This window comes from Solwaraspora sp. WMMA2056 (assembly GCF_030345095.1).
In the GTDB taxonomy this organism is placed as follows: Bacteria; Actinomycetota; Actinomycetes; order Mycobacteriales; family Micromonosporaceae; genus Micromonospora_E.
The window spans coordinates 3649333-3663200 of sequence record NZ_CP128360.1; the positions used below are offsets into that span (position 1 = coordinate 3649333).

Here is a 13868-nt window from a genome sequence, read left to right on the forward strand (position 1 = left end):
TGCGGCAGGGCCCGGCGCCAGTGGGCAGGGTCAGTTGCAGGTAGTGCCGTTGAGAGTGAAGGGTGTCGGGGTGGCGGGGGAGCCGTCAGCGGTGTAGCCGAAGTTGACGGCACCGCCGGTCGGGATGGCGGCGTTGTGGCTCTCGTTGGTGACGGTCACCGCCGATCCGGTCTGCTGGAAGACGCCGTTCCAGTGACCCTGCAGGAGCTGCCCGCCGGGGAATGTCCAGCCCACCGACCAGCCGTTGACGGCCGGGCCGTCGTTGTAGACGGTGACGCTGGCGGTGTAGCCGGTGCCCCACGAGTCGGTGACGACGAAGGAGACCCGGCAGCTGCTGGCGATCGCCGTCGCCGGCACCAGGTTGCCGTAGTCGTCGCGGGCGGTGGCGAAGTCCTGGAACCCGAAGCCCGGTCCGGCCGACCGGGTGGTGGTGCCGGCGGCGAGCACGGTGCCGTCGGGGTTGACGAAGTAGACCGGGCCGCCGCTGTCGCCGCCCCGGGCGGAGTCGTGGCCGTCGAGCTGGGTGGCTTCGACGAGGTCCTCGATGTCGGTGTAGTGGTAGTCGACCCGCAGGTTGCAGATGGGTCCGCCGAGCACTCCCGCCGAGGTGTACCCGGACTGGCACAGCAGCTGACCGGGGAAGACCTCGGTCCAGCCGACCACTTCGGCGCGGACCTCGTCGTGCTGACCGCCGACGTAGATGTGGTCGCCGGGTGCCGACGTCGAGATGATCATCGTGTCGTGGTCGTCGTTGCTGTCGACCGCGTAGCCGATCAGCGTGCCGGTGCCGGTGGTGGTGTCCCAGCCGGTGTGCCAGACCGAGCCGATCGACCCGCAGTGCTCGGCGGTCAGGATGTAGCCGGCGGTGGTGTCCGCGTCACGTACGCCGAAGCCGGCGGTGCACCAGGGCCCGGCGGGCCCGATGCCGGCCCCGCCGTCGAACGGTGCGTCGTCGTCGGTCCGCGACCGTTCGACCATCTGGTCGCGTTCGACGAAGGTGGTACGGACACCGGTCTCCGGCAGGGTCGGCAGCTCGGTGCTCGAGCTGTAGTCGACGCCGATCTCGATGCCGGTGCCATCGGTACGCAGCCGGACCGAGTGGCTGGCGTCGGTCGGGTCGGCCTCCACTACCGGGGCGATCCGGGCGGCTGCCGTACGCAGTTCGGCGCGGGAGTAGGTGGCGTCGGCCACCTCGACCGGCGCGGTGCGGCGGGCGGCGGCGACGGCCGCGGCGATGTCGGCGGGCGGCTCTCCCTTCCACCACAGGGTGACCTGGTCGTCGACCAGGCCGATGCCGGCGTAGCCACGGCCCGGCGCACGGTCGACCGCGGTGCGGATCACGTTGGCCGCGTCGACCAGCGGAGCCTGGGCGACCATCCGGTCCAGGGTCGGTGCCGGGATGAGGTCGAGGATGGACTCGGTGGTCCCGGCCGGCTCCGGCTGGTGGGCCTCGGCGCTGGCGGAGGTGGGACCGGTGAGCGCGGTCGTGCCGACCATCGCTGCGACGACCACCGCAAGGGTGGTCACTGTTCGAACTGATGCCATGACGATCAGTCAAGCGACGTCTGATGTGGGGAGACAGGCAGGACGCCCGGCAGGAGTCATCCTGCCGGGCGTCCTGCCGGTAGTTACGTACCGGCACATGGCCGGGCCGAGGTCGGCTCACCACCACTGGCGTACGGTCACGGTCGCGGCTCCGCCGTTGTCACTGAGGTTGTTGTCGTTGATCGTGACCTGGAACCTGCCGCCTACCTGCCCGGCTGTTTCGTAGAGCAGGCACGGCGAGGTCGACGGGGTGCCGGTGTCCCGGGTGCCGACGATCGGGAACCAGCTGCCGGCCTCGTACCATCCGCGTCCGCTGACGAAGGTCGCGCCGGCCGTCACCGAGCCGATGAGCGAGTAGGGAGGCTCACCGGGCGCCGGGTAGCCGGGTACGGCGTGCTGCCAGGAGTACCCGTGCACCGGCTTGACGTTGCCCCAGAAGTCGGTCCTGATCTCCCCGGTCGCGTCGACGCGCAGGGCGTCGCCGTCCTCCAGGCCATGCTCCGCCAACCAGGGGTTCACCAGGTTGCCGGCGGCGGACCAGGGGTCGGACGTGTGGTTCGGCGTGGTCATGGGCGGCTGGCATCTCCGCAGGGTCGACGACTCCGGGGGCAGCAGGTAGCCGGTTTCGCGGCGGTACAGGCCCCAACCGGCTGCGGGCGAGCTGTAACCCGTGACGCGGTTCCAGGTCGCCAGGGCGGCGTTGTCCTCGGTCGCGGGGTTCCAGTAGCTGTAGAAGGCCATCCCGCCGCCGACTGGTAGCGCGATCGGCACGTACCCCTCGATCCGGAACAGCGTGTACTCGTGGCCGGATGTCTTGCGGTCGCCGACGTTGCCGGCCCAGTTGGGGTCGGTGGTGAGGAAGTTGTCCGCGCGGTCGGGGCTCCACCAGTGGTAGAGCGGGGTGGTGCCGGCCGGCCGGGGGTTGTCGGGGTTGAAGACGTGCCCTTGGATGCCGACGCTGTGGTAGAGCGGGTCGGGCGCGCAGCCGGCGAGGCGGAAGTACTTGCAGGTCCACGCCGACTGGCTGGTGGTGAAGTAGTCGCCCCGGGCGGGGCTGAAGAAGGTGACGAGCGGGACCAGGGTGGGGCCGCCGGCGGTGGCCGGCGGTGCCGCGAGGGTCACCGCACCCGCCGTCGCGATCACTCCGGTGACGATCCCGGCGGCCAGCAGGCTCCGGATTCGGGCTAACGCAGTGGTGAACATCGATCATCCTCGTGGGGCTGAAGGTGGCGAAACCAGGCACAGTCCAGCACCGGATCCCGGAGGTTGGCGTGAGTAGCGCGCCGCTCAAATCCGTGCGGCGGCTACTCACCCGGCGGTCGGCCGGGGATGTCCGCTGCCGGCCCACCCCCTTTCTTGTACGCTTGTACATGTACGTGTGTACAAGAACAGGAGACGATCATGGCGTACGTGTTCCTCGCTGCCGCGATCACCGCTGAGGTGATCGGGACGAGTCTGCTCAAGTCGACCCACGGGTTCACCCGGCTGTGGCCGACGCTCACCCTGGTCGCGGCGTACGTCGCCGCGTTCGCCTGCCTCGCCCAGGCGGTGAAGACGATCCCGGTCGGTGTTGCGTACGCGCTGTGGGCCGGGCTCGGCACGGCGGCCATCGCCGCGATCGGCGCGACGTTCCTGGGTGAGCCGTTGACCCTGGCGAAGGTGACCGGGATCGGGCTGGTCATCGCCGGTGTGGTGGTGCTCAACCTGGGCGGTGCCCATTGACCGCCGACCCGGGTGGCGCGGCCAGCCGCCGTCCGGCGCGGCCCCGGGATCCGGAGGGTCGCCGCCGGGCGCTGGCCGCCGCAACCCTGGAGGTGGTCGCCGAGGTCGGCATCGGGCGGACCACGCACCGGGCGGTCGCCGCCCGCGCCGGTGTCCCGCTCGGGGCGACCACCTACTACTTTCCGACCCTGGCCGATCTGATCGTGGCCGGGCTGCGGCAGGCGCAGACGGACGTCGAGGCCGAGTTGAGCCGCTGGGCCGATCAGCTCGGCGACGGCACCGAGCTGCCGGCCCGGCTCACCGGGCTGATCGGGGAGTACCTGGCCGACCGGGGCCGGGCACTGACCGAGCTGGAGCTGTACCTGGCCGCAGCCCGCAGCCCCGAGCTGCGGCCACTGGCCCGCGCCTGGCGGGACCGTCTCTGCGAGATCCTGACACCGCTGACCGGCGACCGCGCGGCGTACGCGGTCGCCGTCTTCGTCGACGGTGTCCTGCTACAACACTTCGCCATCGGTGAGCCGCTGGACACCGCCGCCGTCGAGTCGTCGATCGCCGCCCTGGTCAGGATGGATCAGCCGGCTGCTGCTCGTGGTCGTCGGGCTGCTGCTGGTCGGCCGGCTGCCCGTCGGGGGTGACGGCGGCCGGCCCGTCCGGAGTGACAGCGGCCGGCTGGTCGTCCGGCTCGGCGGCGATCATCGTGGTGGTGTCGTCGATCAGGTCGGCCAGCCCGGCAGGGCTGAGCCCTTCGTCGGTGACCAGGGCGACGACCAGCAGCGTCTGCGCGGTGATGGTCTCGGCGGTGGCGGGCAGGGTGTCGTGCTGGCCGAGGGCGGCGTACATCAGGGTTTCCGCCACGGTCGGGTCGATGGCGGTGCCGGCCGGGTCGAAGCGCTCCCGGACGCTGGCGACGAAGCGGATCACCGGGGCCGGTTCGTCGGGCCGGAAGCGTCGGTCCACGGTGAGGACGAACAGTCCGCTGAGCAGGTCGAGGTATTCCTGCCACTGGTCGTCGTCGAAGCGGGCGAGTTGGCGTTCGTGTGCGCCGGTCTGCCCGGCGACCAGGTAGGTCAGGGCGGCGGTGGGTGCGCTGGTCACCGGCTCCTCCAGGTGCGAAAGGCGTCTTCCCAGATGTGGTGGCGGACGAGCTGCCAGAAGGTGCGGAACCTGACGTGGTGGCGGCCGGTGGCGACCAGCGACGCGGCGGTACGGGCGGCGACTCCGCGTACCTCGGTCGGTGGCTGCCGCCCGGCGGAGTCGGCGCCGTCGTCGGGTGGATCGCCGTCGGCGGTGGCGGTGGCGGGTGGGGTGCCGGTGAGCGGGCGTCGGGCGGCCAGCCGGCGCAGCCGCTGGTGCGGCGGGTCGTCGCCGTTGGCGAGGGCGTTGAAGTAGCGGTCGAGGGCGCCGGTGCCGACGCCGAGGCTGCCGCCGAGCTGGTCGAGGCGGGCCAGGGCGGTGCGCAGCCGGGCGGCGGCGGCCTGGGCGTACGGGTCGTCGCTGCGGGCGAGGCGGTCGGCGGCGGCCACCACCCGGGGTCGGGCGTCGCCGGTGGTGCCGGCGGCGTGGGTGGCGTGCTCGCGGGCGGTCCGCAGGCCGCGCATGATGGTGGCGACGCCGACCGGGCGGCTGCCGGGCAGCTGCGGCCGGGCGACGGTGACGGCGTCGAAGACTTCGCCGTACGCCTCCCACGCCTGGTGCAGGGCTTCCTCGTAGCGGTCGACGGCGAGCCGGGCGTCCGGGGCGAGCGTGTGGGCGTCGCCAAGCTGCTCGGTGACGTGGGTGACGGCGGTCTCCAGGGCCAGGCAGACCGCCCGGAGCGCGCCGATCGTGTCGGCGGCGACCTGCAGGGCTGCGGCGTCGGCGGCGTACTCCCGGGTGCTCATGCCGACCTGCTCAGCCAGGAGAAGCGGGGCCGGTCGGGGGTGTCGGCGACCCGGCCGGGGTCGAGCAGGGTCGCGCCGGGCCGGCGGAACGGCAGTCGGTGGTAGCGGTGCATCGTCGTTTCGGCTTCGGTCAGGTCCGCGCACGGTCCGGGCCGTCCACAGCCGAGACAACAGCCGGTGTACGCCGAGGTGGTGTGACTGTCGATGGTGCGTTGCGCCTCGACGACGCGGCTGCGGGCGTACCGGGTGTAGTAGGTCGCGGAGCGCTGGTCGCCGGCCGGGCGCAGCCGGGTGGGTGGTGGTGGGACGGTCGGGGTGGGGCGGGGGTCGGGTGTCACCGGACGTTGCCTCCCGTACGCGTGGAGATGGCACCCGCCGCTGATGCGACTGTTGTCGCAGGTGGCGGGCAGGTTGACGCACCCGGCCGACCGACAGGCGGCGCCGGCCGACCGGGCTTCTTGCGGCGCAACTGGCTCCGGGTTTGCAGACCTGGGAGCGGGTTGCTCGGTCATCGTATATAACAAGTGATGTACGAGCAAGTTCGCAGGTCATCACTTGCCATACCCACTGATTCATGGTCGAATGTGAGGTGCAGATCTGGGAGTAGACAATGCCCGCCAAACCGAAGTGGGCGCAGATTGCCGACGGCATCCGCGCCAAGATCGCCACCGGAGAGCTTGCTCCAGGCGACAAGCTGCCATCGACCAGCGAGCTTGGCCGTGAGCACGGCGTCTCGGCCATCGTCGTCCGACAAGCGATCAACACGCTGAAGGTCGAGCGCGTCGTCGAAGGCGTGCCAGGTGTCGGCGTCTTCGTCGCCGACCCGAACGAGACGCAGGTCTGACCCCTGCCGATCGATAAGGTGGGCTTCGGACTCTTGCGGCGGGCGGGGTATTGACGGTGGCCTGATGGGTCGGCCGCTACCGGCCCAGTTGGCGACAGCGCTGATCAGGGGAGGGCCGGCGATGCCGCCGAGCGCCAAGTGGGTAGGCCTCCTCGTCCACATCCGCAAGCAGATCGAGACCGGCGAGTTGTCGCCGGGCGCGAAGCTGCCGTCGACGTCGCAGCTCTGCGCCGAACACAACGTGTCGGCGATCGTCGTCCGCAACGCCATGATCGCGCTCAAGGCCGAAGGCCTGGTCGTCGGTGTACCCGGTGTCGGTGTCTTCGTCGTCGATGCCAACGAGGCCACCGGTGGGTCGTAGCTGGAAGCCTGCGTTTGTACCTGCGAACGGCTCGACTGGCCGTGGTCTTGGCTACGCTGGGTTCGTTGCCCAACTACTCGGGTGCTTGGAGTGGTGACCTCGGATCATGCCTTACGCTGTGCCCCTTTGGAAATCGATCCGTGATGACCTCCGTGCGCAGGTCAAAGCAGGGCTGTTGAAGCCGGGCGACCGGATTCCGACCACTCGGAAGCTGATGGAGCAACACTGAGGCTTATTCAGCAGGGCCTCGATAGCCCACAGTGGACCCCCTGATAAATGAGACGGCCCGCCCTCCCATAGGATGGAGTTACCACACAACAACCAAAGAAAAGCGGACCGCCGAACATGTATCATACCACCGGCTTCACGACCGATCAGATCCGCGACCTCTGCGTGCTGGTCCGCGCCGAATGCCGGAACCTGGGCATGGAACCGTGGCCACCGATCCTCGGCCTCTACCGCGCCCTCGTGGTCACGTTGACCTACATGCGGCGCAACCGCGTCCAAGCGGAGATCGCCGAGGCGCACGGCGTCTCCCAGTCGACGATCTCACGGGCGGTCACCGCCATCACCCCGGTCCTCGACCGCGTGCTGGCGGGGTTCGTGCCGACCGCCGACGAGCTCGACCCGACCGTCCAGTACATCGTCGACGGCACCCTGTTCCCCTGCTGGTCATGGCGCACGGACCGCTGTCTGTACTCCGGCAAGCACAAGACCACGGGCATGAGCGTCCAGGTCGCCTGCACCCTCGACGGCGCGCTCGTCTGGGTCTCCGATCCCGTCACCGGCAACCACCACGACTCGTACGCGATCAACGACACCGGTGTTCTCGTCAGCCTGAATCCTGCAGGCTGGATCGGCGACAAGGGATACGTCGGCAACGGCATGATCACCCCGTACAAGAAGCCCAAGGGCGGCGAGCTCACAGAGTGGCAGAAGGAATACAACAGGCAGGTCAACAAGATCCGCTGGGTCGTCGAACAGGTCATCGCGAATCTGAAGACCTGGAGAATCCTGCACACCGACTACCGCAGACCGCTCGCGACCTTCACAGAAACGATCTCCTGTGCCATCGGGCTGCACTTCTACAGGATCGCCTGTGAATAGACCTCACTCGACGTAACTAATCAGGTCGGCCGGTTCGGGCTGGTTTGATCTTGGTGGGGTTGTTGGGCAGGATGTCCGGGTGCCTGACGTGCCATCCATCGTGGAGCTGCTGGAGCGGCTCGTGGCGTTGGAGGAGGCCGTCGCGCAGCGGGATGCGCGGATCGCGGTTTTGGAGGCGGAGAACGCCGAGTTGCGGCGTCGGTTGGGTCAGACGCCGAGGAACTCGAATCTCCCGCCGTCGGCGCAGGGGTTGGACAAGCCCGCGCCGAGGTCGTTGCGGGGCCGGTCGGGACGCCGCGTGGGTGGTCAGGACGGTCACCGGGGGCAGACGTTGCGGCAGGTCGACGTGCCGGACGAGACGGTTGTCCATGAGCCGGTGGTGTGTGGCGGGTGTGGTGACGGCCTGGCTGGTGCGGCGGTTGTCGGGGTGACCCGGCGTCAGGTGTTCGAGATTCCGCTGGTCGCTGCCCGGGTGGTCGAGCATCGTCTCGTGGCGCGGCGGTGTAGGTGTGCGGCGGTGACCTGTGCGGACGCGCCCGTCGGGGTGGACGCGCCGGTGCAGTACGGTCCCCGGCTGGCGGCGGTCGTGGTGTATCTGCTGGTCGCGCAGTTCGGGGCGCAGAAACGTGTCGCGCGGGCGGTGGGTGATCTGTTCGGGGTGCCGGTCTCGCAGGGCAGTGTCGCGGCGTTGACCGCCCGGGCCGCGCGTCGTCTGGAGGGTGACTTCCTGGCCGTGGTGCGCCGGGCGTTGGCCCGGGCGCGGTTGGCGCACTTCGACGAGACCGGGTTCCGGGTCGCCGGTCGTCTGCACTGGGTCCATTCGGTGTCGACCGACAGGTTGAGCCTGCTGTACGTGCACCGCCGTCGTGGCCGGGAGGCGATGGACGGCGGTGGGGTGCTGCCGTCGTTCGCCGGGGTCGCCGTGCATGACGCGTGGGCGCCGTATGACTGCTACCCGGGCGTGACGCATGCGTTGTGCTGCGCGCATCTGCTGCGTGAGTTGGTGGCCGCTGGTGAGCTCGATCCGGACGCGACCTGGGCGGGGCAGGCGATCCGGGCGTTGCTGGACCTCAAGACCGCAGCCGAGGCCGCTCGCGCCGCCGGCCGGGACCGGGTGCCGGTGGACGTCCTCGCCGTCGGGGTCGCCTCGTTCCGCCACGCCGCGCTGGTCGGGGTCAAGCAGCACGCCGGTGCGCGGGCCCCGGTCGGGCGCAAACTCCACGCCCTGGCCCGGCGGATGCACGAGCGTATCGATGACTACCTGCGGTTCGCGTACGACCTGCGATGTCCGTTCGACAACAACGCGGCCGAGCGTGAGGTCCGCATGGTCAAGGTCCGACAGAAGATATCCGGCGCCATGCGCACCTTCACCGGCGCGGAACACTTCTGCCATCTGCGGTCCTACCTCGCCACCGCGGGCAAACACGGCGTCAATCTACTTGACGCACTCACGCAACTGACCTCCGGCCGACCATGGATCCCCGCCACCAACTGACCTGATTAGTTACCACTCGACGACCTCGGCAACCGTACGCCGTGCCGTCGACTCGATGATCGAGTCCGGCGAACTCGTCGGCAGGCAGGGCCTCGGCGTGTTCGTCGCCGATCGATCGGACAACGCCTGATCTTTGGCCTGCTATAAGCCTGTCGCTCCTGCTCCTGCCGAGGAAGGAGCGCGCACCCTGGGTCGGCCAAGTCCTCGACGCGGCCCGACACCAGGTTGTGCGTCCGGTACCTGAGCCGAGTTGGCGACAGTGCTGATTAGGGGGTATCGACGGTGCCGCCGAGCGCCAGGTGGGTCGAGCTTGTCGCCCACACCCGCAGGCTGATTGCGCCCGGCGACCTGCCGCCGAGCGCCGAGCTGCCGTCGACGTCGCAGCTCTGCCCTGAGCACAACGTATCGGCGAACGTCGTCCGCAACGCCATGATCGCGCTCAGGCCGGGGGCCTGGTCGTCGGCGTGCCCGGCGTTGTGTCTTCGTCACCGACCGGAACGAACGCTTCCTGCGTGGAGGTCTGCCACGAGTGAGCCGCCCGCTCCGAAAGCCGGTAGGCGATAGTCTTCAGTGCGTGACGGCTCGATTTCGCCAGGCGATGCGGTTGATGCGTCGTCGCGATCCGCAGGCTCGGGAAGAGGGCTTCCACCTTCTCCTGCAGCACGCTGCTGAGCATGTCGACGAGTTGATCGCTGAGTTTGTGGCCGAGCGGGATGATCATGGTTTGCGATGTTGGCTCTTGGAGCTTATAGGGCAGGCGCGATCGGCGAAGGCGTTGCCGATCCTGGTGGATCAGATGTATGGGGATGATCCTTCGCTGCGCTCCTGGGCGGTTCGCGGACTAGAGTCCTTGGATACCAAGGAAGCACGCCAGGAGCTCTGGAAAGCGCGCGCTAACGGACGTTTCAACTGAGATGTGTAGCAGGTTGGTCAGCGCATCCGCATCTGCTGTCCGTGCATAGCTCGGACGATACTCAAACGGGGTTGAGTATCGATGCGGCGGCAACCATCATCGACGGCCGCGCCACGCGGGCCACCTCCAATTGATTCCGGGTGGTGTCGAGTTTTCGAGCAGCGGTTTGAGCTCGCGGTACCGATGAAACCGGACGCCAAGATCGGGTTCTGAATCGGGGTCAGAGCGAAGGTCGGATTCACCGACAATCGGCACGACGAAGTAAATGCCATTGTCGGCTAGTGCCTCAATGAGCGATCTGAGGTAGAAATATCCCGGCATTAGACACGCGACGTGTCCCTCTTGTGTTGCAATGCCAATCAATTCGTCATAGTCGTAGACTGGATCGTAGGGTGCTGGGTAGAGGGCGCCGACGTGCCAGGGAATTCCTGCTTCGTCATGGCCGGGAGGCGTCCTTGCGAGAAGTCGATTGATACGTTGTCGATTGTGACATGCACCCATCACTGGCGCATTGGGAGCGGCGAGGAGGGATGGCAGTGTGAAGAGTGAGTCAGTGGATCGGCCAGATCGGATAACCGTCGCCGCGACCGACCACGAGATGGGTGGAGCGGCTACTCGTTGGAAGCGGGCGTGGGGCGGATCGACTGCTCGATACAGCGCTGGCTCGGTCATGGGGTATTGATCGCCTTCTAGGAAGACCGCAGTGTGCGGCGGATCGCCCCCCTCTACATACTCGGCAATGATTTCGATTGGCACTTGCGCCTCGGAGTCGGCCAAAAGGCCCATCGCCCTAACGATTTCCCATGGATTTTGATTGGCCAACTGCGAACCGTGTGGAGCGATGGTTGCTGGCGACGCTTGGGCGTACTCGTATACCCGAATGTGTTCTGCTGGTATTCCCGCTTCGATCCATTCTTTGCAGCGGGCGGGGGTTGGCATGGCGGTGCCGACTGTGCGGTTCATTCTCCTGAATTCGGCTGGCGATATGCCCAGCCCTTCCCATTCTGGGATCTCGTCCATTCTCACTAGGTTGGCTGCAACCAGTGCTGACCACTCTGGGGGATCATTTGAAGCCACATCGCGAGTTTACACACGCCTGAGATCGGCTGCCTCCACCTGGGGCTCCTCTCTGCTGATATTGCCATGAGTTGCCATAGATTTGCCGCGCTCGGAGCACTGCTCGGTCCAGCAAGTTACAGGTTGGACAGATATCCCTTCAGACTCTCCTTGGCCTGGTGAGTGAGGACGGCGGCGTCTTCGATGTTGGCGCGGGACAGCTCGGCCCACGTGTAGATCTCCTGCGTGCGGTCCTGCCGTCCGCCGGCAAGCAGTTGCGCTAGGCCGAGCTGGCTGGCCCGCATCGCGTTCGCAACGTTTGCCAGCTTGGCCTGCTGGGTCTCGATCTCGTCGAGGATCTGTCGGAGCCTCCCGATGTACCCGCCGGCCGACCCGGGCTCCGACCCGGCGCGAGGCTGGGTCAGCCGACGCGGCCGGTGTGGTGGTGCGCGTCGCGGCTCCTGTCTCGCCGGATCGACGGCTCGAAGGACCTGCTTCGGCTTACCCGTACCCAGGATCGGCGTTGGTGGCTTGCCGCCCGATGTCTCTTGCTTGCCCTCGTCGGCCTTCCGGCTCATCATGCGGTCGACGGCCGTACCAGCGGCGGACTTGCCCAGGATCCCGAGCATCGCGCCCGCGATCGCGCCACCGGTCGCTGCTGTCGACGGCGGCACGGGGAGACCGGCCTTCGTCGAGGCCAACCCCAGCAGCATGCCAACGGCTGCACCGCCAAGCTCGGCCAGCTTGCCAAGTGACTCCTTCGACAACTCCCGGCGGAACTGCTGGCCGAAGGTCTCGGCCTGCTGCTGGCCCTTGCGCTGCTTCCGGCCGTACCTCATGTCTGGACGACCGGGTCAAAGAAGGCGCATCCGGTGACGACCATCATCGGGAGGTTGATCGCCACGTCGCGGGCTACCCCCGCCGCCGTCAGGTCCATCAGCTTCTCGCCGGCGGCTTCCTCCTCCGACTGGTCGGCGTAGAAGGCGCACGCATCCCACAAGTTGGCGTGCAGGAAGGCGTACGACCATTGGGTGTAGACCTGGATGGGCACCGCGACCGCCGCCTTGTCGCCGACGCCGATGCGGTGCAGGTCGGGTTCCTCGGGCGTGGTGCCGAGGCCCTGGGCGAGGGGGAGCAGCTTGTGGCGGCTGAAGACCGGTTGCAGGTCGCCGTCGGGGTCGAACTCGACGAGCAGGCCACGGGCGATGAGGTCGTCGACGTAGCGTGCGGCGTGCGGCTCTGGCTTCGGGGCGGTTTCCAGCATGCGTACCAGGGAATCGCGGTTGACGGTGAGCTTCGCGTGCTGGTCCGGGTAGAGGAAGGCGGCGGCCCAGACGGCGGCCTCGGTTTCGGTCAGCTCCACGAGGTCGTCACCGAGATGCACCTCGTAGCACTCCGGCGTCGGGTCCGGCGGGCGGACGTACCGGTAGCGGGGACCCATGCTCAGCCCCGCGGGCACGATCACAGTCGACATCAGGTGATCCTCCCAGCCGGTCAGAAGCTCGCGGTGTAGCCACGGCTGGACTCGATCGCGCTCTGTGTCAGCGCCGCCGCCTCGGCCAGCTTCTGCTTCGCCTGCTCGACCTTGGCGATCGTCTCGGACACCTGCGAGTGGCTGGACCCGCTGGTGATGCCGCGCAGCGCCGCCGTACTGCGGTCGAGGGCTTCCGCGCTGGCCCGGATCGCGCCGACTTGCTGGCCGACCTCGTCACCGAACCGGGCGACCCCCGCCTTGACCTCTTCAACCGAACTCACGCCGACATCCTCCCCATCGGACCGTCTTGGCTACCCTGACCGTACAGCGAGTGAACAACGGGAGCCATGACCTCCGGTAGGCACCCGGTGCACGGACCATGGGACAGACTGCCGGGTGGGCTGCAGTGTCAGCGCTTGAAGACTGTGTCGGTGTGCCATTCGAGCAGGCCGTGGTCGGGGCGGCGGGCCTTCTGCTCGGGTACGGCGATCTGGGTGCCGGCGCGGGCGTAGAACTGTTCGCCGTTGCCGAAGTCGTCGCGCAGGCGTCGGCTGACGAGCAGTCGGTATTTCGGGTCGACGCCCAGGTAGCCCTGGTCGAAGAGGATGTGTACGTCGGCCCGCAGCAGCATGCCGTTGTCGATGCGGTGCTCGCCGCCGGCGGCCACCGGGCGGATGTGCGCGGCCTGCAGCGCCGGCCGCAGCTTGCTGTCGGTGATCGCGCAGCGCCGGGAGTATGTGTCGAGCACGACCGCCTTGAACGACTGCTGCCCGAGGCGCTGTGGCCGGAGCCGGGGGTCGCCGAACACCGGCCCCGGCCGGTGCCAGGCACCCTCCGGGTCGACGTGGACCTCCCCGCCGAGCAGCAGTTTCGTCAGGTGCTCGAAGTACTCGAAGTGCGTGCCCGACGACAGGTCGTACGTCTTGCCCTGGGTGAGGTTCGGCGAGAACTCCGGCGGCGGCTCCGGCTGCCGGCCCTCGGGGAAGAAGACCGTGTCGCGGATGAAGATGCAGCCGATGACCGGGTCCTCGCCAGGGCCGATCGGATCCTTGCGGTACTTGCCGATGTCGCGGGCCATGTCGGCGAGGGAGCCCGCGCCGTTGGCCTCGCCGAACAGTCCCCAGGCTTCCGAGAGCCGCAGCTTCGCGAACCCGCTGAAGAAGCCGCCGCCGACGATCCGGTTGTGCGGGTAGCGGCTCTTGAAGAAGAACGGCTCGCCGGGATTGAGGACCTTGAAACTGCCGCCGCCCGGCCGCCAGAAGTTGACCTCGTTGATCTGCGGCCGGGCGGCGAGGAAGCTGCGCCACTCGCCGTCGGTGACCCCCACGAACGCCTTCACCCGGCCATCTTGCTCGGCGGGCGGCGCGGCACGATATGGGCCGACCGGCTGACAGTCGAGAGTGCACCGATCGGGGTGCGGCTGGCGCTGCTCGCCGGACGGGTCGCCTCGACGTTCACCAGGGAGCTTGTC

17 protein-coding genes are annotated in these 13868 nt (G+C 68.4%); 6 read left to right on the plus strand and 11 right to left on the minus strand.

Annotated features, from left to right (window positions below; all coding sequences use genetic code 11):
* Window positions 1-30: 30 nt before the first annotated feature.
* Window positions 31-1527 carry a cellulose binding domain-containing protein gene (locus O7608_RS16615; protein ID WP_289205436.1) on the minus strand — a complete coding sequence of 499 codons (1497 nt, stop codon included), beginning with the start codon at window positions 1525-1527 and terminating at the stop codon, window positions 31-33.
* A 135-nt stretch (window positions 1528-1662) separates the two neighbouring features.
* Window positions 1663-2748 carry a hypothetical protein gene (locus O7608_RS16620; RefSeq protein WP_289205437.1) on the minus strand — a complete coding sequence of 362 codons (1086 nt, stop codon included), beginning with the start codon at window positions 2746-2748 and terminating at the stop codon, window positions 1663-1665.
* Between the two features lie 195 nt (window positions 2749-2943).
* Here O7608_RS16620 and O7608_RS16625 point away from each other — a divergent pair, with 195 nt between their 5' ends.
* Both O7608_RS16625 and O7608_RS16630 read left to right on the plus strand, forming a co-directional pair.
* Entirely contained in the window at window positions 2944-3267 is a 324-nt protein-coding gene (locus O7608_RS16625) for a DMT family transporter (protein ID WP_353850573.1), read from the plus strand.
* The gene (locus O7608_RS16630) at window positions 3264-3902 is read left to right on the plus strand and encodes a TetR/AcrR family transcriptional regulator (RefSeq protein ID WP_289205439.1); all 639 of its coding nucleotides are present in this window, start codon (window positions 3264-3266) and stop codon (window positions 3900-3902) included. The genes O7608_RS16625 and O7608_RS16630 overlap by 4 nt, the downstream gene beginning before the upstream one ends.
* On the opposite strand, the gene O7608_RS16635 is transcribed toward O7608_RS16630, so the two are convergent.
* From O7608_RS16635 to O7608_RS16645, 3 genes are read right to left on the minus strand one after another with little or no spacing between them, the layout of a single operon-like run.
* Window positions 3829-4362, minus strand: a complete 534-nt coding sequence (locus O7608_RS16635; RefSeq protein WP_289205440.1) for a hypothetical protein — start codon at window positions 4360-4362, stop codon at window positions 3829-3831. The genes O7608_RS16630 and O7608_RS16635 overlap by 74 nt on opposite strands.
* The gene (locus O7608_RS16640) at window positions 4359-5147 is read right to left on the minus strand and encodes a hypothetical protein (RefSeq protein WP_289205441.1); all 789 of its coding nucleotides are present in this window, start codon (window positions 5145-5147) and stop codon (window positions 4359-4361) included. The genes O7608_RS16635 and O7608_RS16640 overlap by 4 nt, the downstream gene beginning before the upstream one ends.
* Entirely contained in the window at window positions 5144-5485 is a 342-nt protein-coding gene (locus O7608_RS16645) for a hypothetical protein (protein WP_289205442.1), read from the minus strand. The genes O7608_RS16640 and O7608_RS16645 overlap by 4 nt, the downstream gene beginning before the upstream one ends.
* Window positions 5486-5757: 272 nt before the next feature.
* Here O7608_RS16645 and O7608_RS16650 point away from each other — a divergent pair, with 272 nt between their 5' ends.
* The 4 genes from O7608_RS16650 to tnpC all read left to right on the plus strand — a co-directional run bounded on the left by O7608_RS16650 (window position 5758) and on the right by tnpC (window position 8954).
* Entirely contained in the window at window positions 5758-5991 is a 234-nt protein-coding gene (locus tag O7608_RS16650) for a winged helix-turn-helix domain-containing protein (protein WP_289205443.1), read from the plus strand.
* Between the two features lie 64 nt (window positions 5992-6055).
* Window positions 6056-6352 (plus strand): winged helix-turn-helix domain-containing protein, encoded by a 297-nt coding sequence (locus O7608_RS16655; RefSeq protein WP_416631669.1) that lies wholly within the window; start codon window positions 6056-6058, stop codon window positions 6350-6352.
* 345 nt (window positions 6353-6697) lie between these two features.
* Entirely contained in the window at window positions 6698-7459 is a 762-nt protein-coding gene (locus O7608_RS16665) for a transposase family protein (protein ID WP_289205445.1), read from the plus strand.
* Window positions 7460-7538: 79 nt separating this feature from the next.
* The gene (gene tnpC, locus O7608_RS16670) at window positions 7539-8954 is read left to right on the plus strand and encodes an IS66 family transposase (RefSeq protein ID WP_289205446.1); all 1416 of its coding nucleotides are present in this window, start codon (window positions 7539-7541) and stop codon (window positions 8952-8954) included.
* A gap of 439 nt (window positions 8955-9393) precedes the next feature.
* Here tnpC and O7608_RS32000 read toward each other — a convergent pair whose 3' ends face one another.
* From O7608_RS32000 to O7608_RS16705, 6 genes are all read right to left on the minus strand, one after another.
* Window positions 9394-9675, minus strand: a complete 282-nt coding sequence (locus tag O7608_RS32000) for a hypothetical protein (protein ID WP_353850443.1) — start codon at window positions 9673-9675, stop codon at window positions 9394-9396.
* A gap of 288 nt (window positions 9676-9963) precedes the next feature.
* Complete coding sequence (locus O7608_RS16685) at window positions 9964-10887, minus strand: hypothetical protein (RefSeq protein ID WP_289205448.1); 924 nt, start codon at window positions 10885-10887, stop codon at window positions 9964-9966.
* 173 nt (window positions 10888-11060) lie between these two features.
* Window positions 11061-11762: a hypothetical protein gene (locus O7608_RS16690; RefSeq protein WP_289205449.1), complete on the minus strand. Its 702-nt coding sequence runs from the start codon at window positions 11760-11762 to the stop codon at window positions 11061-11063.
* Window positions 11759-12397: a hypothetical protein gene (locus O7608_RS16695; protein WP_289205450.1), complete on the minus strand. Its 639-nt coding sequence runs from the start codon at window positions 12395-12397 to the stop codon at window positions 11759-11761. Before O7608_RS16695 ends, O7608_RS16690 begins: the two co-directional genes overlap by 4 nt.
* Before the next feature lie 20 nt (window positions 12398-12417).
* Window positions 12418-12678 carry a hypothetical protein gene (locus O7608_RS16700; RefSeq protein WP_289205451.1) on the minus strand — a complete coding sequence of 87 codons (261 nt, stop codon included), beginning with the start codon at window positions 12676-12678 and terminating at the stop codon, window positions 12418-12420.
* Window positions 12679-12806: 128 nt separating this feature from the next.
* Complete coding sequence (locus tag O7608_RS16705; RefSeq protein ID WP_289205452.1) at window positions 12807-13736, minus strand: HNH endonuclease; 930 nt, start codon at window positions 13734-13736, stop codon at window positions 12807-12809.
* Between the last annotated feature and the right edge of the window lie 132 nt (window positions 13737-13868).